The organism is Microbacterium tenebrionis (genome assembly GCF_020682665.1).
GTDB classification, from domain to species: Bacteria; Actinomycetota; Actinomycetes; order Actinomycetales; family Microbacteriaceae; genus Microbacterium; species Microbacterium tenebrionis.
The window spans coordinates 140719-165952 of the sequence record NZ_JAGTTM010000002.1 but is presented as its reverse complement, the minus strand read 5'-3'; the positions used below and the strand labels follow the sequence as shown (position 1 = coordinate 165952).

General features: G+C 68.5%; 24 protein-coding genes. 13 read left to right on the top strand and 11 right to left on the bottom strand.

Annotated features, from left to right (window positions below):
* Positions 1-238 precede the first annotated feature (238 nt).
* The 3 genes from smc to KEC56_RS06070 are packed head-to-tail and all read left to right on the top strand — an operon-like array spanning position 239 to position 5240.
* Entirely contained in the window at positions 239-3790 is a 3552-nt protein-coding gene (gene smc, locus KEC56_RS06080; RefSeq protein WP_227530245.1) for a chromosome segregation protein SMC, read from the top strand.
* 52 nt (positions 3791-3842) lie between these two features.
* A complete protein-coding gene (gene ftsY, locus KEC56_RS06075) occupies positions 3843-4718 on the top strand; it encodes a signal recognition particle-docking protein FtsY (protein WP_175986474.1) in 876 nt (291 codons plus the stop codon).
* A 21-nt stretch (positions 4719-4739) separates the two neighbouring features.
* Positions 4740-5240 carry a DUF2004 domain-containing protein gene (locus KEC56_RS06070; RefSeq protein WP_227530244.1) on the top strand — a complete coding sequence of 167 codons (501 nt, stop codon included), beginning with the start codon at positions 4740-4742 and terminating at the stop codon, positions 5238-5240.
* Between the two features lie 76 nt (positions 5241-5316).
* Here the strand turns inward: KEC56_RS06070 and lipA are convergent, their stop codons facing one another.
* Together lipA and lipB are read right to left on the bottom strand one after the other, a co-directional pair.
* Complete coding sequence (gene lipA / locus KEC56_RS06065) at positions 5317-6306, bottom strand: lipoyl synthase (protein ID WP_227530243.1); 990 nt, start codon at positions 6304-6306, stop codon at positions 5317-5319.
* The gene (lipB, locus tag KEC56_RS06060; protein WP_227530701.1) at positions 6303-6956 is read right to left on the bottom strand and encodes a lipoyl(octanoyl) transferase LipB; all 654 of its coding nucleotides are present in this window, start codon (positions 6954-6956) and stop codon (positions 6303-6305) included. The genes lipA and lipB overlap by 4 nt, the downstream gene beginning before the upstream one ends.
* A gap of 77 nt (positions 6957-7033) precedes the next feature.
* Between lipB and KEC56_RS06055 the strand changes: the two genes are divergently transcribed.
* Together KEC56_RS06055 and ffh are read left to right on the top strand one after the other, a co-directional pair.
* Positions 7034-7633 carry a TetR/AcrR family transcriptional regulator gene (locus KEC56_RS06055; RefSeq protein ID WP_227530242.1) on the top strand — a complete coding sequence of 200 codons (600 nt, stop codon included), beginning with the start codon at positions 7034-7036 and terminating at the stop codon, positions 7631-7633.
* A 36-nt stretch (positions 7634-7669) separates the two neighbouring features.
* Positions 7670-9226 (top strand): signal recognition particle protein, encoded by a 1557-nt coding sequence (gene ffh / locus KEC56_RS06050; protein ID WP_227530241.1) that lies wholly within the window; start codon positions 7670-7672, stop codon positions 9224-9226.
* A gap of 70 nt (positions 9227-9296) precedes the next feature.
* Here ffh and KEC56_RS06045 read toward each other — a convergent pair whose 3' ends face one another.
* A complete protein-coding gene (locus tag KEC56_RS06045) occupies positions 9297-11138 on the bottom strand; it encodes an alpha/beta hydrolase (protein ID WP_227530240.1) in 1842 nt (613 codons plus the stop codon).
* Between the two features lie 150 nt (positions 11139-11288).
* Positions 11289-12995: a glycerol-3-phosphate dehydrogenase/oxidase gene (locus KEC56_RS06040; protein ID WP_227530239.1), complete on the bottom strand. Its 1707-nt coding sequence runs from the start codon at positions 12993-12995 to the stop codon at positions 11289-11291.
* A 90-nt stretch (positions 12996-13085) separates the two neighbouring features.
* Here KEC56_RS06040 and KEC56_RS06035 point away from each other — a divergent pair, with 90 nt between their 5' ends.
* Together KEC56_RS06035 and glpK are read left to right on the top strand one after the other, a co-directional pair.
* Positions 13086-14051, top strand: a complete 966-nt coding sequence (locus KEC56_RS06035; RefSeq protein WP_175986448.1) for a sugar-binding transcriptional regulator — start codon at positions 13086-13088, stop codon at positions 14049-14051.
* Positions 14052-14157: 106 nt separating this feature from the next.
* Positions 14158-15657 (top strand): glycerol kinase GlpK, encoded by a 1500-nt coding sequence (gene glpK / locus KEC56_RS06030; protein WP_227530238.1) that lies wholly within the window; start codon positions 14158-14160, stop codon positions 15655-15657.
* Positions 15658-15664: 7 nt separating this feature from the next.
* On the opposite strand, the gene KEC56_RS06025 is transcribed toward glpK, so the two are convergent.
* A complete protein-coding gene (locus KEC56_RS06025; protein WP_227530237.1) occupies positions 15665-16810 on the bottom strand; it encodes a glutamate--cysteine ligase in 1146 nt (381 codons plus the stop codon).
* 205 nt (positions 16811-17015) lie between these two features.
* On the opposite strand from KEC56_RS06025, the gene rpsP reads away from it, so the two are divergent.
* From rpsP to trmD, 4 genes are read left to right on the top strand one after another with little or no spacing between them, the layout of a single operon-like run.
* On the top strand, positions 17016-17447 hold the full coding sequence (gene rpsP / locus KEC56_RS06020) for a 30S ribosomal protein S16 (protein ID WP_227530236.1): 432 nt from the start codon (positions 17016-17018) through the stop codon (positions 17445-17447).
* A 5-nt stretch (positions 17448-17452) separates the two neighbouring features.
* Positions 17453-17683 carry an RNA-binding protein gene (locus KEC56_RS06015; protein WP_227530235.1) on the top strand — a complete coding sequence of 77 codons (231 nt, stop codon included), beginning with the start codon at positions 17453-17455 and terminating at the stop codon, positions 17681-17683.
* Entirely contained in the window at positions 17646-18287 is a 642-nt protein-coding gene (gene rimM / locus KEC56_RS06010) for a ribosome maturation factor RimM (RefSeq protein WP_264675124.1), read from the top strand. The genes KEC56_RS06015 and rimM overlap by 38 nt, the downstream gene beginning before the upstream one ends.
* A 20-nt stretch (positions 18288-18307) precedes the next feature.
* Positions 18308-19000, top strand: coding sequence for a tRNA (guanosine(37)-N1)-methyltransferase TrmD (gene trmD / locus KEC56_RS06005; RefSeq protein ID WP_227530233.1), 693 nt, complete (start codon positions 18308-18310; stop codon positions 18998-19000).
* Positions 19001-19012: 12 nt separating this feature from the next.
* Here the strand turns inward: trmD and KEC56_RS06000 are convergent, their stop codons facing one another.
* The 4 genes from KEC56_RS06000 to KEC56_RS05985 all read right to left on the bottom strand — a co-directional run bounded on the left by KEC56_RS06000 (position 19013) and on the right by KEC56_RS05985 (position 21030).
* Positions 19013-19837, bottom strand: coding sequence for an SURF1 family cytochrome oxidase biogenesis protein (locus KEC56_RS06000; protein ID WP_227530232.1), 825 nt, complete (start codon positions 19835-19837; stop codon positions 19013-19015).
* The gene (locus tag KEC56_RS05995; protein WP_227530231.1) at positions 19834-20025 is read right to left on the bottom strand and encodes a hypothetical protein; all 192 of its coding nucleotides are present in this window, start codon (positions 20023-20025) and stop codon (positions 19834-19836) included. Before KEC56_RS05995 ends, KEC56_RS06000 begins: the two co-directional genes overlap by 4 nt.
* Positions 20022-20387, bottom strand: a complete 366-nt coding sequence (locus tag KEC56_RS05990; protein WP_227530230.1) for a DUF3099 domain-containing protein — start codon at positions 20385-20387, stop codon at positions 20022-20024. The genes KEC56_RS05995 and KEC56_RS05990 overlap by 4 nt, the downstream gene beginning before the upstream one ends.
* Before the next feature lie 61 nt (positions 20388-20448).
* Positions 20449-21030 (bottom strand): DUF4190 domain-containing protein, encoded by a 582-nt coding sequence (locus KEC56_RS05985; RefSeq protein WP_227530229.1) that lies wholly within the window; start codon positions 21028-21030, stop codon positions 20449-20451.
* 123 nt (positions 21031-21153) lie between these two features.
* Here KEC56_RS05985 and fabG point away from each other — a divergent pair, with 123 nt between their 5' ends.
* The gene (gene fabG, locus KEC56_RS05980) at positions 21154-21864 is read left to right on the top strand and encodes a 3-oxoacyl-ACP reductase FabG (RefSeq protein ID WP_227530228.1); all 711 of its coding nucleotides are present in this window, start codon (positions 21154-21156) and stop codon (positions 21862-21864) included.
* A 210-nt stretch (positions 21865-22074) separates the two neighbouring features.
* Here the strand turns inward: fabG and serB are convergent, their stop codons facing one another.
* Together serB and KEC56_RS05970 are read right to left on the bottom strand one after the other, a co-directional pair.
* Positions 22075-22710, bottom strand: a complete 636-nt coding sequence (serB, locus tag KEC56_RS05975) for a phosphoserine phosphatase SerB (RefSeq protein ID WP_227530227.1) — start codon at positions 22708-22710, stop codon at positions 22075-22077.
* 30 nt (positions 22711-22740) lie between these two features.
* Positions 22741-23985: a glucose-1-phosphate adenylyltransferase gene (locus KEC56_RS05970; protein ID WP_175986421.1), complete on the bottom strand. Its 1245-nt coding sequence runs from the start codon at positions 23983-23985 to the stop codon at positions 22741-22743.
* Positions 23986-24031: 46 nt separating this feature from the next.
* Here KEC56_RS05970 and glgA point away from each other — a divergent pair, with 46 nt between their 5' ends.
* Positions 24032-25216 (top strand): glycogen synthase, encoded by a 1185-nt coding sequence (gene glgA, locus KEC56_RS05965; RefSeq protein ID WP_227530226.1) that lies wholly within the window; start codon positions 24032-24034, stop codon positions 25214-25216.
* The last annotated feature ends 18 nt before the right edge of the window (positions 25217-25234 follow it).

Genomic DNA, 25234 nt, shown 5'->3' with positions numbered 1-25234 from the left:
GCGATGGCCGGTGTGGTGATTGCGGTAATCATGAGCGTCCTCCTTTCGTGAGCGATTCGGGTTGCAAAGCTAGTACCTGCCGCCGCGGGACGTCAAGCATTTTCTCAGCCACCGGCGTGTCGGCCCGCGTGGCGATACGCACGACCGCCGCGCGGGATGCCGGAGAATCCGCGGGATTCCGATAGCGTTACGGCGTGATTCTCGCAGGCCGTCTTCTCACCCGTGGGGCGGTGCGCCCGTGCATCTGAAGAGCCTGACTCTCAAGGGCTTCAAGTCGTTCGCCCAACCGACATCGTTCGTCTTCGAGCCCGGTGTCACGTGCATCGTCGGCCCCAACGGCTCCGGCAAGTCGAACGTCGTCGATGCGCTCGCCTGGGTCATGGGCGAGCAGGGAGCCAAGACGCTGCGTGGCGGGAAGATGGAGGACGTCATCTTCGCGGGCACCTCGACCCGCGGGCCGCTCGGTCGTGCCGAGGTGCAGCTCACGATCGACAACAGCGACGGCGCGCTGCCGATCGAGTTCGCCGAGGTGACGATCAGCCGGACGCTGTTCCGCAACGGATCCAGCGAATACGCGATCAACGGATCCAGCTGCCGACTGCTCGATGTTCAGGAGCTGCTCAGCGACTCGGGCCTGGGCCGCGAGATGCACGTCATCGTCGGCCAGGGGCGGCTGGACACGGTGCTGCAGGCTTCGCCGGAGGACCGGCGCGGATTCATCGAAGAGGCCGCCGGCATCCTCAAGCACCGCAGGCGCAAGGAGAAGACCCTGCGCAAGCTCGACGCGATGGAGGCGAACCTCACGAGATTGAGCGATCTGGCCGGGGAGATCCGGCGTCAGCTGAAGCCGCTGGGTCGACAGGCCGAGATCGCGCGCGAGGCGCAGACCATCGCCGCGGTGGTGCGCGACGCCAAGGCTCGGATCTTCGCCGACGACGTCGTCGCGCTGCGGACCTCGCTGGCCGACCACGCCCGCACCGAACAGGAGCGTCACACCGAGCGACTCGTCCTCACGGAGCAGGCCGACACGGTGCGCGCCGGCATCGCGAAGCTTGAAGCCGACCAGAACTCGGCGGCCGTCGACGAGGCACGGCGGGTCGCCTTCGGTCTCGAGCAGGTGCAGGAGCGGATGCGCTCGCTGTACACCCTGGCCAATCAGCGGCTCGCACTGCTCGGCTCCGAGGAGGACGACGCGGCCGTCGCCTCGGTCACGGTGACCCAGGCCACGATCGACGACGCGAAGGACGAGATCGCGCAGATCTCGGCAGGGCTCGGCGATGCCCAGGATGCGGCGTCGGCCGCCAGTCGCGAGGTCGTGAACGCCCGTGCCGAGCTCGACACCCTCGATGTCGACATCGCCGAGCAGAGCGCTCTCGTCTCGGAGCACGACATGCGCCTGACGGCGTTGCGCGGAACCGCGGATGCCGCGGCATCCGCCCTCGCCGCCGTCCGCGGCGCGGTGCTCCGGCAGGAGAACGCGCTCGAGGCCGCGCACGAGCGTCGCCGCGAAGCCGCGGAAGCGCTCGAGCAGTTCCAGGATGCCGCAGCTCCCGAGGGCAGTGCGGCCGAGCACGCCGCCGCATACGAGACGGCCCAGCGCGACGCGACGACGGCTGAGACCGACCTCGAGGCGCTGCGCGAGCGCCTGCACTCCGCCGAGCGCGAGGCAGAGTCCTTGACGGCGAAGGCCTCGGCGCTGTCGAGTGCGCTCTCGCTGTCGGGTGGGGCGGCAGAGGTGGTGAAGTCCGGAGCGGCCGGCGTCCGCGGTCTCGTCGGCGACGCCGTGCAGGTCACCGCAGGCTACGAAGCGGCGATCGCCGCGGTCCTCGGACCCCTCGCCGAGGGGGTGCTCGTCGACGACGCCGACGCCGCCTACCGGCTGGCCGTGTCGTCCTCCGAGCAGAACCGCGGAGTCGTCGACTTCGTGATCGCCGACGCCCTGCGCGGTGCCGCCGTGCTGCCCGAGGTCGCCGGGGTGACGCCGGCGGACGCCGTCGTGACCGCGCCCGACGGCGTGCTCGGCATCCTCGCCCACGTGCTCGTCGCCGAGGACCTCGACGCCGCACGGCGTGCGCGTGCCGCACTCGACGCCCTCGGCGACACCGCGGCAACCATCGTGACGACGGGTGGCGACGTGATCACGGCTCAGACGCTGCGCACCGGGGCCGGTGGCGAGCGCTCCCGCCTGGAACTCACGGCCGAGCGCGATGCCGCACAGGAACGGCTGGCCGAGGTCCGCGTGATCGTGGACTCGTTGCGCGAGGCCCGCGAGGAGTCGGCCGAACGCGTCGAGACGACGCGCCGCCACGCGAGGGAGGCACTGCGTGCGCTCCGCGAGCACGATGCGGCGCTGGCGACCCACGCGGAGCAGGTGAACCGGGTGACCGTCCGGCATGAGTCCGCGGTGGCCGAGTGCGAACGCCTCGAGTCCGGCCTCGCCCAGGCGCAGGCCGCCGTGGCGGATGCCGAGACCGCGGCGACGGCTGCGAAGGCCGAGCTCGAGCAGGCCGAAGCCACTCCGCGTCCGGTGCTGGACGCATCGGCACGCGACGGACTCCTCGAGGCGCTCGAGACCGCGCGTGAGGGCGAGGTGCGCGCCCGGCTCGAGATCGAGACGCTTCGCGAGCGGATCCGTGCGGCGCAGGCGCGCGTCACCAGCCTGGAACGTCAGCGGGAGCAGGAACGCGATGCGGCGGCCGAGGCAGCACGCCGTGCGGTGGTCCGGCGGGCGCAGCGCGAAGCGGCATCCGGCGTCGCGGCCGAGCTTCCGCGCATCCTCGATTCGCTGGACCGGTCGGTGACTGAGGCGCGTGTCGCGCTCACCGAGGCGGAGAGCGCGCGGTCGGCGCAGAACGAGGAGCTCACCGCCCTGCGAGCCCAGGAGACCTCCCTGCGCGAACGCCTCGCAGGACTGACCGAGAGCGTTCACGGACTCGAGCTGCAGATCCACGAGAAGAAGCTGCACCTGACGAGTCTGCTCGAACGCGTGGCATCCGAGCTGGCGCTCGACGAAGATATTCTCATTGCGGAATATGGGCCGGACGAGCTCGTTCCCCGGGATCCGCTGGCCGAGCCGGATGCCGAGGCGATCGACGGTGTCGATGCCACCGCGATCCCGTACGACCGGCGCATGCAGGAGCGCAGGCTCGCCGAGGCCGAGCGCAAGCTCACGCAGCTCGGACGGGTCAACCCGCTGGCGCTGGAGGAGTTCGCCGCGCTCGAGCAACGTCACGCCTTCCTGACCGAGCAACTCGCCGATCTGACGCAGACCCGCCAGGACCTGCTCACGATCATCGCCGACCTCGACGAGCGCATGCAGACGATCTTCGCGAGCGCGTTCGAAGACACCAAGCAGGCGTTCGGCGAGGTGTTCCCGCTGCTGTTCCCCGGCGGATCGGGCAGCATCTCGCTCACCGATCCCGACAACATGCTCACGACGGGCATCGAGGTTTCGGTCAGGCCGGTCGGCAAGAAGATCGAGCGCCTGTCGCTGCTCTCGGGCGGCGAACGATCACTCGCCGCCGTGGCTCTCCTGGTGGCGATCTTCAAGGCACGGCCGAGCCCGTTCTACATCCTCGACGAGGTCGAGGCCGCACTCGACGATGCGAACCTCGGACGACTGCTCAGCGTCTTCGAACAGCTCCGGGAGAGCTCGCAGCTGCTGGTCATCACGCATCAGAAGCGCACAATGGAGATCGCCGACGCCCTGTACGGCGTCTCGATGCGTCAGGACGGCGTCTCGGCCGTGGTCGGCCAGCGCGTCGGCGACCGGGCCGCCGCCGCGAGCTGAGCATCCGGCATCCGCCGCAACTGCACAGGGCCTAACCGCATAGGCTGGTGTCATGGCGGAGAAGTCCTGGTCCCTCGGCCGCGCACTGCGCGGCATGTTCGTCAAGCCCACGATCGATGAGACGACGTGGGAGGATCTCGAGACCGCACTCATCACGGCCGACTTCGGTCCCGACATCACCGAGCGGATCGTCGACGAGCTGCGCGACAAGGTCGAGCGTTACCGTACGACGGACCCGAAGGACCTGCAGCGGATGCTGCGCGAGACGCTCGAAGAGCACTTCGCGAAGTTCGACACGACGCTCAAGCTCACCGAGCGCCCGGCTGTCGTGCTCGTCGTCGGCGTCAACGGCGTGGGCAAGACCACGACGATCGGCAAGTTCACGAAGTTCCTGCGCGGCTATCAGCGCAGCGTCGTCGTCGGTGCGGCGGACACGTTCCGTGCCGCCGCCGTCGACCAGCTCGCCACCTGGGCCCAGCGCGGGGGAGCGGCGATCATCCGGCCCCAGCAGGAAGGTCAGGATCCGGCATCCGTCGCCTATCAGACCATCGAGTTCGCGCAGCGCGAGGGCATCGAGATCGCGATCATCGACACCGCGGGGCGCCTGCACACCAAGGGCGGCCTGATGGACGAGCTGTCCAAGATCCGCCGTGTCATCGAGAAGCAGGCGCCGATCAGCGAGGTCCTGCTGGTGCTGGATGCGACCACCGGGCAGAACGGCGTGATGCAGGCCGAGGCGTTCCTGCAGCACGCCGGCGTCACCGGCCTCGTGATCACGAAGCTGGACGGTTCTGCTAAGGGCGGTTTCGTCCTCGCGGTGCAGGAGCGCACCGGCATCCCGGTGAAACTCCTCGGTCAGGGCGAGGGGATCGACGACCTCACCGGATTCACTCCGCACGTGTTCGTGGCATCCCTTGTCGGGCAGTGATCGGACTGGTTTCATAGCGTTATGGCGATCGAACACGACTACTTCGGGCTCCTGTCGTCGGGGCCGGACGGCTCGATCTTCTGGAGCGAGACGGTCGATCTCGGCGACCAGACGGTGACGGTCGACCTGACTGCGCCCGATCAGGACGACATCTCGCCCGACGCCCTCGACATCGCCGCGGCGCTCATCTCGGGCCTGGATAACGTCGATGCCGCAGCGCGACGCGGCATGCTCGCCGAGGTCGACGATCGCACGAGCGAGGTGACCGAGTTCATCCTGCAGCAGCAGGAGGCGTTCGGTGAGGACCTGTCCGACATGCTGATCGACGTCAGCGGTGATGACGCGGTCGACCTCATCCGGTCGCTGCGTCTCATGAGCATGACGATCCTCGCCGACGAGCACGGCGGCACCGAGCCGTTCGCCGTGCTCGAGTACGCCCTCGACGCCGACGACACCGACGAGGTGCTGCTCGTGAACCTCGCCTCCGACGGCTCCGTCCAGTCCGTCATGAGCGCCGACTGACCCTCGAAACCGCAAGGCCGCGCCGAAACTGCAACGATTCGGCGCGGTCTCGGTGTGGCCTTGCAAGCTCGGGAGTTCAGACGGCCTGGGCGAATCCCCGTTCCGCACCCTCGGCGATGTGCGCCAGGTGCGGGGGGATCTCCCGTCCCTTCGAGATCATCGACTGAGCCCACAGGCGCCCAGCCCGATACGACGAGCGCACCAGGGGGCCGGCGAGCACGCCGAGGAACCCGATCCGCTCGGCCTCCTCCTTGAACTCGACGAACTCGGCCGGCTTCACCCACCGGGCCACGGGCAGATGGCGCGGTGTCGGGCGCAGGTACTGCGTGATCGTGATGATGTCGCACCCGGCATCGTGCAGGTCGTTCAGTGCTTGCACGACCTCTTCGGGCTCCTCGCCCATGCCGAGGATGAGGTTCGACTTCGTGATGAGCCCGGCGTCGTGCCCCTGCGTGACGACGTTCAGCGACCGCTCGTACTTGAAGGCGGGGCGGATGCGCTTGAAGATGCGCGGCACCGTCTCGACGTTGTGGGCGAACACTTCGGGTCGCGCGTCGAAGATCTGGCCGAGGAAGGCGGGGTCGCCGTTGTGCTCGTTCGCGAGCAGCTCGACCCCGGTGTTCGGATTCTCGGCGTGGATGCGACGGACGGTCTCGGCGTTCAGCCATGCGCCGGTGTCTGGCAGATCGTCTCGCGCGACGCTGGTGACCGTCGCGTAGCGCAGCCCCATGCGCGTGACGCTCTCGGCGACGCGGCGCGGCTCATCGGTGTCGTACGCGTCGGGCTTGCCGGTGTCGATCTGGCAGAAGTCGCAGCGGCGGGTGCACTGCGAACCGCCGATGAGGAAGGTCGCCTCGCGGTCCTCCCAGCACTCGTAGATGTTGGGGCAACCGGCCTCCTGACACACTGTGTGCAGGTCTTCGGTCTTCACGAGCGAGTGCAGGGCCTGGTACTCCGGCCCCATCTTCGCCTTGGTCTTGATCCACTCGGGTTTGCGCTCGATCGGGGTCTCGGCGTTGCGGACCTCGAGGCGCAGCAGCTTGCGTCCCTCGGGTGCGGCGCTCATGCGGGCACCGCCTCGTGCTCGACGTCGGCGTATTCGCGTGCGAACGCCGTGCGCACGGCATCCACGATGTCGGCGGGGGAGACGATGCGGCCGGTCGCCTCGCTGACGGTGGTGACGCCGGCGTCCGTGATCCCGCATGGGATGATGCCGCCGAAGCCGGTGAGCGAGTTGTCGCAGTTGATCGCGAAGCCGTGCATGGTCACGCCGTTCTGCACGCGCACGCCGATGGCTGCGACCTTGTCCTCGCTCAGAGGCCGGCGCACCCAGACGCCGCTGCGGCCCTCGACCTGATAGCCGTCGACACCGAGAGGCCGGAGCAGGTCGATGAGCACGCGTTCGATGCGGCGCACGTGCGCGACGACGTCCATGGGCTCGGGAAGGCGGACGATCGGGTAGCCGACGAGCTGCCCAGGACCGTGCCAGGTGATCTTGCCGCCGCGGTCGACGTCGATGACCGGGGTGCCGTCCTGCGGCCGCTCGTGATCTTCCGTGCGCTTGCCCGCGGTGTACACCGCCTCGTGTTCGAGGAGGATGAGCGTGTCTGGCCGTGCGCCCGTCACGACGTCGTGGTGGACCTGGCGCTGCAGCTCCCAGCCGTCGAGGTAGGGGACCAGGTTCGGCGCGAGACCCGGGGTGAGGATGTCGAGCATGAGCACCTTCCGTATTCTTGGATGCCGTCTAACAATACATCCCGCGGTGATGGTCGGGTGCGCGATACGGTGATGAGGTGAACAACGAGCCGCGCCCAGGACGTCCGCGCGCCTCGTCGCGCGAGACGCTCGCCGAGGCGGCCTGCGAGCTGTTCCTCGAGCAGGGGTACGAGTCGACTTCGGTCGCCGACATCACCCAGCGGGCCGGGGTGAGCCGCTCCAGCTTCTTCAACTACTTCTCCTCGAAGAGCGACGTGCTGTGGTCGGGCCTGGACGCACGGATCGACGAGGCGCTCGTCGCGCTGGCCGCGCTGGGGCCGGATGCCGACGCCGAGGCGGTGCGCGGCATCCTGCTGGATGTGGTCCACGACTTCGCTCCCGACCCGCTGGCGCTGGCGCTGCGCAACGCGACGGCGATGGGGCTGGAGGACGAGCTGATCGCCGACACCGGTCTGCGCAGCGCCCGCCTGGCGGATGCCGTCGCCCAAGCTGCACGCCGAGCGGGGATCGCCGAGATCCCGGCTGCCATCCTGGGCGCGGCGCACGCCACCGCGGTGCTGTCGTCGTTGCGGGTGTGGGCCGAGCAGGGAGCAGGTCAGGGGTCTCCCGATGCGCTCGTGCGCGACGCGCTGGGGCTGATTCACGATCTGCCGTGGCGCGGGCCTCGCATGCGCTGAGCGTGGAGGCTCCGCTCGCGTAGAATCGGGAGCACCATGGCTACATTTGGCACGCTCTCCGATCGGCTGACCGAAACCTTCCGCAATCTGCGCACGAAGGGAAAGCTCACCGCCGCCGACGTCGACGGCACCGTCCGCGAGATCCGGCGCGCGCTCCTCGACGCCGACGTCGCGCTGCAGGTCGTCAAGGACTTCACCGCCAAGGTGCGCGAGCGCGCGCTCGGCGACGAGGTCAACAAGGCGCTCAACCCGGCGCAGCAGGTCGTGCAGATCGTCAACGAGGAGCTCATCGGCATCCTCGGCGGCGAGCAGCGCCGCCTCGAGTTCGCGAAGACCCCGCCCACCGTCATCATGCTCGCCGGCCTCCAGGGATCGGGTAAGACGACGTTCGCCGGAAAGCTCGCCAAACAGCTCGAGAAGGACGGCCACACCCCGCTTCTCGTCGCCGCCGACCTCCAGCGTCCGAACGCCGTGAACCAGCTGCAGGTCGTCGCCCAGCAGGCGGGCGCCACGATCTATGCCCCGGAGCCCGGCAACGGCGTCGGCGACCCGGTCAAGGTCTCGCGCGACGGCGTCGAGCACGCGCGTCGCCAGCAGCACGACGTCGTCATCATCGACACCGCGGGCCGCCTCGGCGTCGACGCCGAGCTCATGAAGCAGGCCGCCGACATCCGAAAGGCCGTCGACCCCGACGAGGTCCTGTTCGTCATCGACGCGATGATCGGTCAGGATGCCGTGAACACGGCCAAGGCCTTCCAGGACGGCGTCGACTTCACCGGCGTCGTGCTCTCGAAGCTCGACGGCGACGCCCGCGGCGGTGCCGCTCTCTCTGTGGCATCCGTCACCGGCCGCCCGATCATCTTCGCCTCCACGGGCGAGGGCCTGGACGACCTCGAGCCCTTCCACCCCGACCGCATGGCGAGTCGCATCCTCGACCTCGGCGACATCCTCACCCTCATCGAGCAGGCCCAGCAGGCCTTCGACGAGGAGGAGGCCAAGAAGGTCGCCGAGAAGCTCGCGAACGAGGCCTTCACCCTCGAGGACTTCCTCGACCAGCTTCAGCAGATGAAGAAGATGGGCTCGATGAAGAAGATGCTCGGGATGCTGCCGGGCATGGGTCAGATGAAGCAGCAGCTCGACGACTTCGACGAGCGCGAGATCGACCGCACCGAGGCGATCATCCGCTCGATGACGCCGGGGGAGCGGCGCAACCCCAAGGTTCTCAACGGCTCGCGCCGCCTCCGCATCGCCAAGGGTTCCGGCATGACCGTCACGGACGTCAACCAGCTCGTGCAGCGCTTCGACCAGGCCGCGAAGATGATGAAGACCGTCGCCCGCGGCGGCACGCCGAACATCCCGGGCATGGGACCGGTGCCCGGCATGGGGCGGCCCGGCGCGTCGAGCAAGCGCGGCAAGAAGGGCAAGTCCTCGGGTGGATCGCGCTCCGGGAACCCGGCCAAGCGCGCGGCCGAGAACGCCGGGCTTGCGACCGCCCAGCAGGGCACGGGCAGCGGCTTCGGCCTGGGAGGCGCTCAGCAGGCGCCGAGCGAAGCGGATCTCGCCGAGATCCAGAAGCTCTTCGGCAAGGGCTGAACGACCGGGTAAGACGCAGAAGCGCCCCGAACCGCGCGACGGCCGGTTCGGGGCGCTTCCGTCGGGTGACTCAGTAGGTCATCACCAGCGAGTTCGACACGGACATCACCGCGACCACGGCCGCGTTGAGGAACCCGGCGACGTACGGGTTGTTCGTCTCGCGGTAGATCTTGCGGGAGATGACCGCGGACACGGCGAGGATCACGATCACCGGGAACAGCCAGATGCTGTAGATCCCGCCGAACCCGGGGATCAGGTCACCCGAAACCGCGAAGGTGATGTACTGCGCTGCGACCAAAACGATCGGTCCGAGGGCGTTGAACAGGGCGAGCACCGCGGTGTTCAGCCATTCCTTGCCCGCCAGAGTGAAGCGATTGAACACGTTGAGCGCAACGGAGTTGGCCACGAAGTAGATCAGGAACAGCGGCAGCACGAAGAATGCGTACCAGATCTTGTCCTGCGGGAACCACTTCAGAGCGATCACCCACAAGCGGAAGTCGGTCTTGAAGAAGTAATCCGCAAGGAATACCAGGCCGAAAGCAGCAACCGTCACCACAAGAGCGAGCGCCGCGCTGTGCAGGAGCTTCACCCACCCGGGGAAGATCCCCAGGTCTCGCAGCCGCGCACCGTTCCTCCTGCCGAACAGGTAGTACGAGAGCACCATGATGACCACCGCGGCGACCCCGTTGAACGCCGCCCAGACGCCGATGAAGAAGACAGAACCGGTCGGCACCGGATTCGGCACGGCGTTGTGGGTGATCGCCGTGAGCCACGACTGCTGGCTGAGCCAGATGTACGACCACGCGGAGATCGCGGCCGAGACCACAAGCCCGCCCCAGAACCACCCGTGCCCCTTCCAGCCGGCCAGCCGAGCCGGAGCCACTCCTGTGGCTCGCAGGCCGGCGAAGGCTCGGCTCTGCAGAAGTGCCCGGGTGAAGGCGACCAGGAAGATGCCGAACCCGATCAGTCCGAGAGCGGTGAAGAACTCCTTCAGCTGCCAGACCTGTGCGGTCGGTTCGATCTCGTTCGGGGCCTCGAGCGTGGTGTCGAAGAACTCGACGAGGTCGGCGACCGCATACTTAGAGATCGGCGTCCACGGATGTGTCTGGGCAGGCGTGTGCAGGACGCGAATCGCCTCTACCCCGTCGATCGTCTCGGTGTAGACGGTATCGACGTCGCGCTGCTCGCCCGGCTCCGCCCCGAAGTTGAGGAACGACTGTGCATTGGGTGTCTCGGCGAAGTCACGAGGGGCGGTGAGCACATTGCCTTCCGCATCGTAGCTGCGGAAGAAGAACTCGTCGTACTGGTCGGCGATCAGACCGACGTCACGTGTGCCGTAGAGGTTGGCGAAAGCCCCGTCCTCGTCGCTGTACATGGCCTCGTTGTCGACGAGGAAGACCGCGGAGATCAGCTCCTCGTCCGCGGCGTTGTCGAGTGCGACCGAGAAGTTCGCCGCGCGAGCTCCGTTCGAGTGCCCGGTGACCCCGATGCGCTCGGGATCCACGTACGGAAGATCGGCGACGAGCTTCACTCCGTCGTACATGCCCGTGCCGCCCACGGCGAGCTCGTCTGCCGGGAGGGGCTCGGAGTTCCCGTGGCCGTACATGTCGATCGAGAGCACGACGAACCCACGACGGGCGAGCTCGACGTAGTTAGCGTCCTGCATTTCGCGGTTGTTCCACCAGCCATGACTGACCACCACGGCCGGCGCAGGGGCATCGGTGGTGGCGCCCTCCGGGACGAACAACAAAGCGTTCAGCATCCGTCCCGACGAGGTCTCCCACTGAAGGTCCTTGACCTTCACAGTTCCAGCAGCCGTCTGTACGGCGGAGGCACCGATCGCCGAGATCAGGCACAGCACGAGGGACAACGCAAGCCAGAACACGTTCCGGCGCAGAAGTCCGGTCTTCATACTTCACTCCTTCATGAAGGTGCCGGGGATTTCCCAGACGTTCGTTCGGGTCCGCGACGCGGACCCCGAGCCGAGCGTATTGGACGGTGGACGCAGCTACCGGCCGCATCCGCGCAATCTGCACAAACGTGCGCTGCGCGCCGTGCCCCGTCACATCGACGTTGCGACCCCCGCGTTTACACCATGAGCGTCGCGCAACTGTGTGAGCGTGTCTTCGACATCACGATCGGTTCGGTCGGCATCCCATCCCAGCAGCGGCGCAAGCCCGTCGGCGATCGCACGCACGACCTGCGCGTCCACGTCACCTGTGAAGGCGAGGCTCGTGCGGCGGAAGATGACGTCGGCCACATGCCGCACGTGCTCGTGCTCCACCATCCAGGCCAGCTCGCGGGTGGACAGCGCGTCGCCGACCACCGGAGAGTCGGAGCCTGCGGCGAGGTACGCGGCCACGTCGGCGGCGCGCGTGCCGTAGCGCTCGAAGAGGATCCGGCCGCGCTCGTCGTCGCCGACGTTCTCGCGCAGCCATTCGAGCTTGCGCCGCGGCGTCTTCGGGTAGCCGTTGCCTCCGCCGATGCGAACGCCCGCGGTCCCCGTGATGCGAGGACGGCCGAGTTCGGCGAGAACGTGGTCGGCGAGGTTCTCACCGAGCGCGCGGAACGTCGTCCACTTGCCGCCGACGAGGCTGAACACCGTGGGCTGTCCGTCGTCCTTGCGGCGCTCGATGCGGTAGTCGCGGGACACGAAGCCCGGTGCGGTGTCGTCGTGACGCGGCAGCGGCCGGATGCCCGAGTAGCGGTAGACGATCTGCGAGCGGTCGACGGCGATGCTCGGGAACACGTGCCCGATCAGATCGAAGAAGTAGTCGACCTCCTCCTCGGTGCAGCGTGCGGGCTCGCGCGGGTCGGCTTCGAGGTCGGTCGTGCCGACGAGCACGCGGCCCTTGAGGGGGTAGATGAGCACGATACGGCCGTCGGAGTGCTCGAAGAAGATCTCGCGGCCGCCGGTGGCATCGAGCAGTTCGGGGTGGTCGAGCACGATGTGCGATCCCTTGGTACCGCCCATGAACGAGGTCTTGGTGCCGAGGTGCTCGTTGGTGAGGTCGGTCCACGGGCCCGACGCGTTGACGACGACGTCGGCCTGCACCGAGAACTCGGTGCCTGTCTCGCGGTCGCGAAGGCGCAGGCCGTCGGCGTCGAGTCCGATGGCTTCGACGTAGTTCAGGGCGCGCCCGCCCTCGTGGGCGGCCAGGCCGTCGCGCAGGACGTCGAGGGCCAGACGTTCGGGGTCGTGAACCGATGCGTCGTAGTACGTCGCCGTGTACTTGATGTTCTCATCGAGGCTCGGGAGCTGCTGGAGGGACTTCCTGCGACCGTGGAAACGATGCCGCGGAACGCTGCCGCCGTCGCGCGAGAACGTGTCGTACAGGGTCAGGCCGACCTTGATGAGGACGGCGCCGCGCTCGCGCGGCTTGCCACTCCTGTGCGTGAGGAACCGCAGGGGAGCGGTGAGGATGCCGGAGAAGGTGGAGTAGATCGGGATCGTCGTCTGCAGCGGCTTGACGTAGTGGGGTGCGATCTTGAGCAGCCCGTTGCGCTCCCGCACGGACTCCTTCACGAGACGGAACTCGCCGTTCTCGAGGTAGCGGATGCCGCCGTGGATCATGTGGCTGGAGGCCGCCGTCGCGCCGGAGGCGAAGTCGTTCCGCTCGACGAGGAGGACGTCGACGCCCTGCATCGCGAGGTCGCGGAACGTGGAGATGCCGTTGATGCCCGCACCGATCACGGCGACGGTGGTCCGTCCGCTCGTGCGCGCTGCGGTGACGTCTTCTCGCTCGGCAGGGTTGCTGACGGGGCTCATCGTGTCGTGCCTCCTCGGTGGCTTCTCCTATATCCTGAGCCGGTCAGCACACCCGCGCAAGCCGGTTGCACGAACGTGCAAGGAGGTCGAATGCCCACCCGTACGCCCGACGATCCGAAGGCGGCATCCGCGCTGCGCGCAGCGCAGCTGTACTACCTGCAGGACATGACCATGGATGCCATCGCCGGCGAACTCGGGGTGTCCCGGTCGTCCGTTTCCCGACTGCTGAGCCATGCGCGCGACACCGGTCTCGTCGAGGTTCGCATCCATCCGCCGCAGGGGCAGGAGCTGCGCCTGGAAGAAGCGATCCGGGCGCGCTTCGGTATCGCCGCGCACGTCGTACCGTCTCCTCAGACGCTCTCGGACGTCGAGCGCTTCGAGCGCGTCGCGATGAGCGCCGCGCGCCAGCTGCCGCACTACGTCGACTCGAACATGACGCTCGGGATCGCCTGGGGCTCGACGCTCGACGCCATCAGTCGTCATCTGCCGAAGAAGGAGACGCACAACGCGACGATCGTCCAGCTCAACGGCGCCGGCAACACCTTCACGAGCGGTGTGGACTACGCCAGTGAGATCCTCCACCGGTTCGGCCAGGCGTTCGGCGCGGCGGTGCAGCAGTTCCCCGTCCCAGCGTTCTTCGACGACCCGAAGACCAAGGAGGCCATGTGGCGCGAGCGCAGCACGCGTCGGGTGCTCGATCTCCAGGCCCGAGCCGACGTCGTGCTGTTCGGACTGGGGTCGCCGTTCGCGGAAGTACCGAGTCGCGTGCACATCGGCGGCTATCTCGACCGCTCCGACTACCGGAGTCTGCGCGACGAACGGATCGTCGGAGATGTCGCGACGACCTTCTACCGCGAGGACGGCAGCTGGAAGGACGTCGAACTGAACCGTCGGGCGACCGGGCCGGGGTTCACCGTCCTCTCCCGTGTCGCGCGCCGGATCTGCGTGGTCTCCGGTGCGCAGCGGCTCACGAGCCTGCGAGGCGCCATCGCAGCCCGGCTCATCACCGACCTCATCCTCGACGAGCACCTCGCCGAGCAGCTCGTGGGCGGCTGAGCGCCGAACACCGGTGCACGTTCGTGCACGCGCACCGGCCGTCCGTGCCCTGTCGCCCTAGGCTGAAGGACAGTTCAGACAACGCCGTCACCGGCTGGAGAGACACATGCACATCGTCGCCATCGACCAGGGCACCTCGAGCACCCGCGCCATCGTCTTCGATGCAGACGGAGCGATCATCGCGACCGGACAGCGCGAGCACGAGCAGATCTTCCCGCGCGCCGGGTGGGTCGAGCACGATGCGGCCGAGATCTGGAGCAACACCGCCGCCGTCATCGACGAGGCGCTCGATGCGGCCGGGATCACGGCATCCGACGTCGCCGGCATCGGCATCACGAACCAGCGCGAGACCGCGATCGTGTGGGATCGGGCGACCGGCGAGCCGATCCACAACGCGATCGTCTGGCAGGACACGCGCACGCAGACGAAGATCGACGAGCTGGCAGCGGACGGCGGCATCCGGCGGTTCGCCGCGACCACGGGTCTTCCGCTCGCGACCTACTTCTCGGCATCCAAGATCGCGTGGATTCTCGACAACGTCGACGGTGCGCGCGAGCGCGCCGCGAACGGGGAGCTGCTCTTCGGGACGCCGGACACCTGGGTGCTGTGGAACCTTACCGGCGGACCGGACGGCGGAGTGCACGCGACCGACGTCACCAACGCCAGCCGGACGCTCCTCATGGACCTCCGCTCGCTCGACTGGGACGACGAACTGCTCGCGGCCTTCGACGTGCCGCGCTCCATGCTGCCGGAGATCCGGCCCTCGTCCGAGGTCTACGGCGAGGCGAAGGGGACCGCGCTCGACGGCACGCCGATCGCGGCGATCCTGGGCGATCAGCAGGCGGCCACCTTCGGCCAGGCCGCTTTCGAACGCGGAGAGTCCAAGAACACGTACGGGACCGGGAACTTCCTCATCGTGAACACGGGTGAGGAGATCGTCGACAGCGAGAACGGCCTCGTCACAACCGTCGCCTATCAGCTCGCGGGCGAGGCGCCGCGGTACGCGCTGGAGGGATCGATCGCCGTGACGGGTTCGCTCATCCAGTGGCTGCGCGACAACCTCGGCCTTTTCGACGAGGCCGCCGACGTCGAGAGGCTCGCGCTGAGCGTCGACGACAACGGCGGTGTCTTCATCGTCCCGGCGTTCTCGGGGCTGTTCGCACCGCACTGGCGCCCGGATGCGCGCGGCGCGATCCTCGGACTCACGCGGTTCGCGAACAAGGGCCACATCGCCCGCGCGGCGCTCGAGGCGGTCGCCTTCCAGACCAGGGAGGTCCTGGATGCCGTCGGCGCAGACACTCGCGTGGACCTCGACGAGCTGCGCGTCGACGGCGGTATGGTCGCCAATGACACCCTCATGCAGTTCCAGGCGGACATCCTCGGCATCCCCGTGGTGCGTCCCGCAGTCATCGAGACCACGGCGCTCGGTGCTGCGTACGCGGCGGGCCTCGCGGTCGGGTTGTGGGCGGACCGCGACGAACTGCGCGCCATGTGGTGCGAGGACACCCGGTGGACGCCGGGCACCTCGGATGCCGATCGCGAGAAGCTCATGGCGCGATGGGGCAAAGCCGTCTCGCGCACCCTCGACTGGGTGGACGAGGACTGAGCCCCGATCACACCACCGGCGCCCCCGGCCCGGAACGGAACTCGCGGATGAGGTGGTGCACGACCTCGCGGAGATCGCCCGCGGCGGCGTCGGCGATCTTCAGCTGTCGCTCGTACCCGGCGCCGGCGTCGAGGATCTCATGGACGGCCGCGAACTCCGCGGCGCAGTCCAAATCCACGGCCACCGGCGCCAGCTCGTCGACCAGCTCGGAGACGTGCTCGCGGATGAGGCGCTGCGTCCCGCCCTCGTCGGTGATCACGCGCGCGTCCAGGCCGTACCGGGCGGCGCGCCACTTGTTCTCGCGATGGAACCACGGCTGCAGCGTCGGCAGCGTCTCGCCGTCGTCGAGCCGGCGCGAGAGGTGCTCCACGAGAACCTGGACGAGGGCGGCGAGGGACGCCATCTCGGTCAGCGTCGACACGCCGTCGCACGCGCGGACCTCGATCGTGCCCCAGCGGGGAGCGGGGCGGATGTCCCAGCGGACCTCGGTGGCATCGGCCATGACCCCGGTGCGCACCATGTCGTCGAGATACCGCTCGAACTCGGACCAGGTGCGCAGCGGCCAGGGCAGGCCCGCGGTGGGGAGCTGCTGGAAGACGAGTGCACGATTGGAGGCGTAGCCCGTGCGCTCTCCGGCCCAGAACGGGCTCGACGAGGCGAGCGCCTGCAGATGAGGCAGGTATGCCGAGAGGGCGCCGATGATCGGCATCACCTTGTCGCGGTCCTCGACGCCGATGTGCACGTGGATGCCCCAGATCATCATGTTGCGGCCCCACCACTGGGTCCGCTCGATGAGCTTGTGATACCGGCTCTTGTCGGTGACGCTCTGGTCGTACCACTGCGCGAACGGATGGCTTCCGGCGGAGAGCAGCTCGATTCCCGCCGGATCCGTACGCGATCTGACCGCCGCGATCGCTGCGGCGATGTCGCCGATCGCATGCGCCACGGTGTCGCCGATGCCGCTGGTCACCTCGATCGTGTTCGTCAGCAGCTCACCGGTGACCGTGTGGCGCTCCGATTCGCTCTCGTCCTCGAGCGCCTGGACGAGATCCGGGGCACGACCGACCAGGTCCCCGGTGTCGGGATCGGCGAGCATGATCTCCCACTCGAGGCCAACGGTCGAGCGCCGGGAGTGCGCGAACTCCTGCTTCACGAGAACAGTCTGACACGCGCGCCGACGCATCCCGACATGCGTGTCGCACCGTTTCGCGCCGGGCTCCCGGATCTGGCAGAATAGAGGGTCGGACGGCGTTCTCGACCCTCTATCCAGATCGCGTCCTCCCATTTGAGCTTCCGCCGGGTGTGCACCCCACTCTCCAGGCGACCAGTTCGTTCCTTCCACACCATTCAGGAGAATCGTGGCTGTCAAGATCCGTCTCAAGCGCCTGGGCAAGATCCGTGCGCCCTACTACCGCATCGTCGTCGCCGACTCGCGCACCAAGCGCGACGGTCGTGTGATCGAGGAGATCGGCAAGTACCACCCCACCGAGCAGCCCTCGTTCATCGAGGTCGACTCCGAGCGCGCTCAGTACTGGCTGTCCGTCGGCGCTCAGCCGACCGAGCAGGTCGCAGCGCTGCTGAAGCTCACGGGCGACTGGGGCAAGTTCAAGGGCGACAAGGACGCGAAGTCCACCGTCCAGTTCGCAGAGCCCAAGGCTGCCTACGAGGTCGACTCCTCGAAGAAGTCCGTGGTCAAGCCCAAGGTCGAGAAGAAGCAGGAGGCCCCCGCTGCGGAGGCTCCTGCCGCTGACGCGGACGGCGCTGAGGCTCCCGCCGCCGACGCCGAGTAATCGCCGTGCTCGCCGCCGCGCTCGAACACATCGTGAAGGGGATCGTCGATCACCCTGACGATGTCCGCATCTCCGCTTCCACCTCGCCGCGAGGCGACCTGCTCGAGGTGCGCGTGCACCCCGACGACCGTGGACGGGTGATCGGGCGCGGCGGCCGCACAGCGAAGGCACTCCGCACGCTCATCTCCGCCCTGGCGGATGGGCAGCGCGTCCGCGTCGACGTCGCGGACGACTGACGTGGCCGGAAGCGACCGCGGCCAGGGCAAGAACCAGCTGAGGGTCGGACGCCTCGTCAAGGCGCACGGACTCAAGGGGGCCCTCAAGCTCGAGCTGTACACCGACAACCCGGAGCGTCGCTTCGTGCCGGGAGCCGAGTTCACGTTGCAGGTGCCCGAAGCATCTCCGTGGCACGGCAAGTCCATCACCGTCCGCGAGTACCGGGTGATGAACGGCAACTCCGTCGTCTTCTTCGAGGGCGTCGATGATCGCGACGGCGCTGAAGGCCTCGTGCGCGCCATCCTCTGGATCGACCAGGACTCCGACGAGCCGGAGGACAACGCCTGGTACGACCACCAGCTCGTCGGGCTCGACGTCGTCCGAGACGGCGCCGCCATCGGAACCGTCGTCCGCGTCGAGCATCTTCCCGCACAGGATCTCCTCATCGTGAAGTCGAACGAGCAGGAGATCATGGTCCCGTTCGTCGAGGCCATCGTTCCCTCCGTCGACCTCACAGCCGGTCGCGTGACCGTCACACCGCCCGCCGGCCTATTCGAGGACATCGCCGACGCCGAGGAGCCCGACGCCGAGGAGTCCGACGCCGCTGCCGACAGCGCGCAGTGACCGATCGATACGATCGACCCATGCGCGTAGACGTCGTCTCGATCTTCCCGTCGTACTTCGACGGCCTCGAGCTGTCGCTGCTCGGCAAGGCTCGCGCATCGGGCATCCTCGAACTCCGCGTCCACGATCTCCGGGACTGGACCAGCGACCGGCACCGCACCGTCGACGACACCCCGTACGGCGGGGGAGCGGGCATGGTCATGAAGCCCGAACCGTGGGGGCTCGCGCTCGATGAGCTGACCAGCGATGCGGGCGGCGACGCACCGACGATCATCTTCCCGTCGCCTGCCGGCGAGGTGTTCCGGCAGGCCACGGCCCGCCAGCTCGCCGTTCGCGAGCACCTCATCATCGGATGCGGCCGCTACGAGGGCATCGACGAGCGCGTTTTCGAGTACGCCGCGACTCTCGGCGAGGTGCGCCTGATGAGCCTGGGCGACTACGTGCTCAACGGCGGCGAGGTCGCCGCGATGGCCATGATCGAAGCCGTCGGCCGGCTCATCCCCGGCGTGGTCGGAAACCCCGAGAGCCTCGTCGAGGAGTCGCATGAGGACGGACTGCTCGAGTATCCGTCCTACACGAAGCCCTCGACCTGGCGCGAACGCGCCGTCCCGGACGTGCTTCTCAGCGGCAATCACGGTGCGATCGTGTCGTGGCGTCGGGAGCAGCAGATCGAGCGCACGCGGACGCGTCGACCGGATCTTCTGCCGGAGTGACCCGGGGCCGGGTCAGACTCTGCTGTCGACCTCGTCGAGGAGCTCGTCCTCCGCATCCGCGTCGCGATCGCGTCGCCGCGACGCCTTCACCGGAGCGGGGCGGCCTTCGGCCTCCTCATGGTGCTTCTGCACCTCCGTGCGGATCATGTAGAAGATGAAGACGAACCCCATGATCCCGAACAGGATCCACTGGATCGCGTACGAGAGGTGCGGGCCCGGGTCATCGGTGGGCGCATCGAAGCCGCCCGGCAGCGTCTCGGGCGCCGGGTGCTCGCTGACGAGCTGGCCGTAGGCGCTGATGATGACGTCGCCGTCCACGCCTGCCGCGATCGTCGGGAGATGGATGGTCGGAACCTGGCCCTCAGGAGCACTGCGCCCCGACGAGGGCAGCGGCTCCCCGGCGCGCAGCCGCACCACCACCTCGACCTCGCCCGAGGGAACCGCCGGCACAGCATCCGGCACCGATCCCTCGCCGGGCGCGACCCAGCCGCGGTCGACGACGAGGACGCGCCCGTCCTCGTCGAGGAACGGGACGAGCACCTCGAACGCGCTCGTCCCGCCGTGCGGACGGTTGCGGACCAGGAGCTGCTCATCGGCGAGGTACTTGCCGCGGAGGACCACGGGATGCCATTCGTCGTCGGCGTCGAGCGCTCCGTCTGCGCCGATGAGATCGGCCAGCGGCACGGGATCGGCGTCGTAGTTCTGATCGACGAGTTCGATCTCGGCGGCTCGGCTCTCGTTGCGATCGAACTGCCAGTTCGACAGGAAGACGCACCCGACGGCGAACGCGGCCGCGATGAGGAGATAGACGCCCCAGCGGGCGTAGCGGTTGCTCATGCGGGAAGTCCCTCGCGCGTGGTCACGGGGAAGTCCCTGGCTGCGAGATAGTCGTGCAGGAAGTCGGCGTGCTCGCCGCAGGCGAGCCAGATCTTCTCCCGATCGGCCGCGTGGATCCGAGGGTTGCGCCAGACGATGTGCTGCGTCGCTTCACGCCGGCATCCGGCCCGGGAGCATTCGTGGGTCACGTCCGGTCGTCTCCCGGCGCGTCGCTCACCGATCGGCGCTCCTGCACGGTGATGACGGTCGGTTCGCCGGGCACGGTCTCGGGAGCGGGCGCAGCGGCGCTGAGCTCCTGCACGGGCGACTCCGCCGGGGGCGTCCCCGTCGGGCTGACCGCGTTCGCGAAGACGACGGCGATGTAGGGCAGCACGGCTGCGGCTGCCGCGAACACCCACGTGTACCAGCCGTATGGCGTCACGAGCACTGTCAGCGCGAAGCACACCATGCGGATGCCCATGGTGATCCAGTACCGGCGCACGCGACCGGTCGCCTCGTCCTGCGGGGATTGCGGGAGCGAGGTCACCGGGGCGGCGTGGGACTGTTTCACGATGCCTCCAGCCTACGCCGCACGACGGCTGCCGGCGTCCGGCGCAGGCCCCGGTTGCAGGTCAGCTGCTGATGCCGTAGAGCAGGAACGGCAGCGAACCGAAGAAGATCGCGGACAGGATGCCGAACACGATCGACAACGCGAGGAAGGCCACGCCCGCGTACCCCAGAATGATGCCCGCGATGGCCATGCCGCGTCCGCCGAGAGCGGTGTTCTCGCGGGTATTCTTGAGCGCCATGTGCCCGGTGATCACCGCCGCGATCGAGGCGAGCAGCAAGACGAAGGTCCAACTGAAGACGATGCCGGCGATACCGGTGATGAGCGACGTGACGGCGAGACCGCTGGTCGGTCGTGTGGGCGCATAGGGGTAGGACTGTGCCTGCGGGTAGGGCTGCGCTCCCGGGTACTGCGGAGCGGCCGCATACGGCTGCGGCGCAGAGTACGGCGCCGGGGCCGCGTTCTGCTGCGGTGCGGGGTGCGGCTGCACGGCCGGGTACTGCTGCACGGCCGGGTACTGCTGCGTGGCCGGGTACTGCGGCACGGCAGGACTCTGCGGGGCCGGAGCGGCGGGGGGCGGCGGGGAGTAGGGCTGGTTCTGCGGAGAGGGCACCGGGTGCCCGCCCGGGTTCGTGTCGTCGCTCATCGCGATCCCTTCATGGTCCTGCTGCGGTCATCTCCATCTTGGCGTGATTCTCGCGGCCCGTGGCGGGGGAGAGCTCCCCGGCTAGGATGATTCGGGTCCTTCAAGCCCCCTGGGAGTGCACACATGACTACAGAACGCGTCGTCCTCGTCACCGGCGGCAACCGCGGCATCGGCCGCGCGATCGCGGAGCGCTTCGTGCGCGACGGGTACCGTGTGGCCGTCACGGCTCGCAGCGGCGAGGGCCCCGAGGGCACGCTCACCGTCCGCGCGGACGTCACCGATGCCGCATCCATCGACGCCGCATACAGCGAGGTCGAGGCCGCGCTCGGCACGGTCGAGGTGGTCGTCGCCAACGCCGGGATCACGAAGGACACGCTCCTCATGCGGATGAGTGAGGACGACTTCGACAGCGTCGTAGCCACCAACCTCGGTGGCGCCTTCAGAGTCGTCAAGCGCGCATCGAAGGGGATGCTGCGCGCCCGCTTCGGCCGGGTCATCCTCATCTCGAGCGTCGTGGGCCTGTACGGGTCCGCAGGCCAGGTCAACTATTCGGCGTCCAAGAGCGCCCTGGTCGGCTTCGCACGCTCGCTCACGCGCGAACTCGGAGCGCGCGGCATCACGGCGAACGTGGTCGCCCCGGGATTCATCGAGACGGACATGACCGCCGAGCTTCCCGAAGAGACGCAGAAGCAGTACAAGGCGAGTATCCCCGCAGCCCGCTTCGCCACAGCGGACGAGGTCGCAGGAGTGGTCGCCTGGCTCGCCGGCGACGACGCCGGCTACATCTCGGGCGCGGTCATCCCGGTCGACGGCGGCCTCGGCATGGGCCACTGACCGCTCGCTGCTTCACCACGCCGCCGCGTCACGTCATCGCGTCGTCGCGACGGCGGCGATGATGAGTTCGGCAGGCCGCCGCGGCTGCGAGAACTGCGGCCAGTGCCCGCTCCCGATCCTCACGACGCTCGCGTCGGCGATCGCACGCCGTCGACGATCTCGAACGCGGAGCCCCCGACATCGGCTAGCGGCCCCGGCGGGTCGGCCTGATCAGGGCAGGAGCGGGATGATCTCGCGCAGATCCTGCGGACCGACCACGAGGTTCGCCGACGCTCGGACAGCCGGCTTGGCGTTGAACGCGACACCGAGTCCGGCGGCCGACATCATCTCGAGGTCGTTCGCACCGTCGCCGATCGCGATGGTGGCCGCGGGCGGCACGTCGAGCTCGCCTGCCCATTCACGAAGGGATGAGGCCTTGGCGGCGGCGTCCACGATGGCGCCATCGACGCGACCGGACAACGCGCCGTCGACCACCGCCAGGCGGTTCGCCCGCCAGCGGTCGACCCCCAGATCGGGCGCGATGCTGTCGAGGATCTCATGGAAGCCGCCGGAGACGACGCCGACGACACCGCCGCGCTGGTGGACAGCGGCGGTCAGTTCGCGCACCCCCGGCGTCGGCCGGATCCGTACCCTGACCCGCTCGAAGGCGTCCGTCCCGACGCCGGCCAGCGCCTCCACTCGGGAGCGGAGGCTGGTCGCGAAGTCGACATCGCCGCGCATGGCGGCCTCGGTGGCGGCCTGCACCTCTGCTCGGCGGCCGGCTTCATCGGCGAGGAGCTCGATGACCTCGTCCTGGATGAGTGTGGAGTCGGCGTCGAGGACGACGAGGAATCGGGCTGCGGTCACACGATCGAGCGTAGCGCGAGCGCGAGCCGGTCAGCGTTCGATCAACTCGCCCTTGCCGACCACGGTGATGCCGGACTCGGTCACCGTGAAGCCGCGCTCGAGATCGCGTTCCCTATCCACGCCGACCGTCGCCCCGTCGAGCATCACGACGTTCTTGTCGAGGACGGCGCGGTGCACGCGGGCGCCCTGACCGATCACGACGCCGTCGAAGAGCACGGAGTCGGTGATGGTCGACCCCCCTGCTGCCAGCGTGCCGGGACCGATGACGCTGTGCTCGAGGTGCGTTCCTGACAGCACGGAACCCGGTGAGACGATCGAGTCGATGGCGTTGCCGATGCGTCCGACCGCGTCGCGGACGAACTTCGCGGGCGGCGCGTTGACGCTCTGCGTGCGGATCGGCCACAGCGTGTTGTACAGGTTGAAAACCGGCAGCGTCGCGATGAGATCCATGTGAGCATCGAAGAACGAGTCGATGGTCCCGACATCCCGCCAGTAGGCGCGGTCGCGCGGCGACGAACCCGGCACGTCGTTCTGCTTCATGTCGTAGTACGCCGCTTCACCGCGTTCGACGAAATACGGGACGATGTCGCCGCCCATGTCATGACTCGACGCGGCCACCTCGCCGTCGGCCTCGACGGCCTCGATGAGCGCGTCTGCGTCGAAGATGTAGTTGCCCATGGATGCGAGCACCTCGTGAGGCGAGTCAGCCAGACCCGTGGCGTCCGCCGGCTTCTCGAGGAACGCGCGGATCCGCCCCGATCCGTCCGGGTCCGCATCGATCACGCCGAACTGGTTCGCCAGGGCGAGCGGCTGGCGGATGCCTGCCACCGTCGCCCGCGCGCCCGATGCGATGTGCGCGTCGACCATCTGCTGGAAGTCCATCCGATACACGTGGTCGGCGCCGATGACCACGACGATGTCGGGCTTCTCGTCGTTGATGAGGTTCAGGCTCTGCAGGATGGCGTCGGCCGATCCGGAGAACCAGCGCTTTCCCAGGCGCTGCTGCGCCGGCACCGAGGTGATGTACGAGTCGAGCAGCGCCGACATCCGCCACGTCTGCGTGATGTGCCGATCGAGGCTGTGGGATTTGTACTGGGTGAGGACGACGATCTGCCGAAGGCCCGAGTTGATGAGGTTCGAGATGGCGAAGTCGATGAGGCGGTACTGCCCGGCGAAGGGCACCGCGGGCTTCGCCCGGTCTGTTGTCAGAGGCATGAGACGCTTGCCCTCGCCGCCGGCGAGGATGATGCCGAAAACCTTCTTTGGGGCTGCCATGGCTCCACCATAGAACCCGAACGCACCGCTGTACTAGCGTTCAAGCATGCGCATCGACATGATCACCAAGGAGTACCCGCCGGAGATCTATGGCGGGGCGGGTGTCCATGTCGCAGAACTCGTCGCCGCGCTGCGCGGATCGGTCGATGTGCAGGTGCGTGCGTTCGGCGCCGAGCGGTCCGAGGCGGGCACGCACTCGTACCGGACTCCGGCTGAACTGGCCGGTGCCAACGCGGCGCTGCAGACCCTCGGAACCGATCTCGTCATGGTCGGCGATGTGGCGGGCGCCGACGTCGTGCACAGCCACACCTGGTACGCCAACTTCGCCGGGCACCTCGCCTCGCAGCTGCACGGCATCCCGCATGTCCTGACAGCGCACAGCCTCGAGCCGCTGCGCCCATGGAAGGCGGAGCAGCTGGGCGGCGGTTACGCCGTGTCCGGAGGGATCGAGCGGCTCTCCTACGAGAACGCGGCCGCCATCATCGCAGTCTCCGCCGGCATGCGCGCCGACATCCTGCGCAGTTATCCGCAGGTCGATCCGGCGCGGGTGCGGGTGATCCACAACGGGATCGACGTCGAGCGCTGGCGTCCGGTGCAGGACGATGCGTTCCTCGCCGAGATCGGCATGGATCCATCGCGTCCGTCTGTCGTCTTCGTCGGCCGCATCACGCGCCAGAAGGGGCTCCCGTATCTGCTCCGGGCCGCCCGGCTGCTACCCCCGGACGTGCAGGTGATCCTGTGCGCCGGTGCGCCGGACACTCCCGAGATCATGGCGGAGGTGCAGGAGGGCGTGCGCCGGCTCCAGGCCACCCGGGAGGGCGTCATCTGGATCGAGCGGATGCTGCCCCGCGACGAGCTGAGCGCGATCCTCGCGGCGGCGACGACGTTCGTGTGCCCGTCCGTGTACGAGCCGCTCGGCATCGTCAACCTCGAGGCCATGGCCTGCGGTGCAGCCGTGGTCGGCACGGCGACGGGAGGCATCCCGGAGGTCGTCGACGACGGCGCCACGGGCCGGCTGGTGCCGATCGAGCAGGCGGACGACGGCACGGGAACCCCGCTCGATCCCGAGCGGTTCGTCGCAGACCTCGCCCGCGTGCTCACCGAAGTCGTCTCCGACACCGAGGCGGCAGCGGCCTACGGACGCGCCGGCCGCGAACGCGTCGCACGGGAGTTCAGCTGGTCCGCGATCGCCGATACCACGCGCGCCCTCTACGCGGAGCTCACCGGCTGATGCCGATAGGCTGGATGC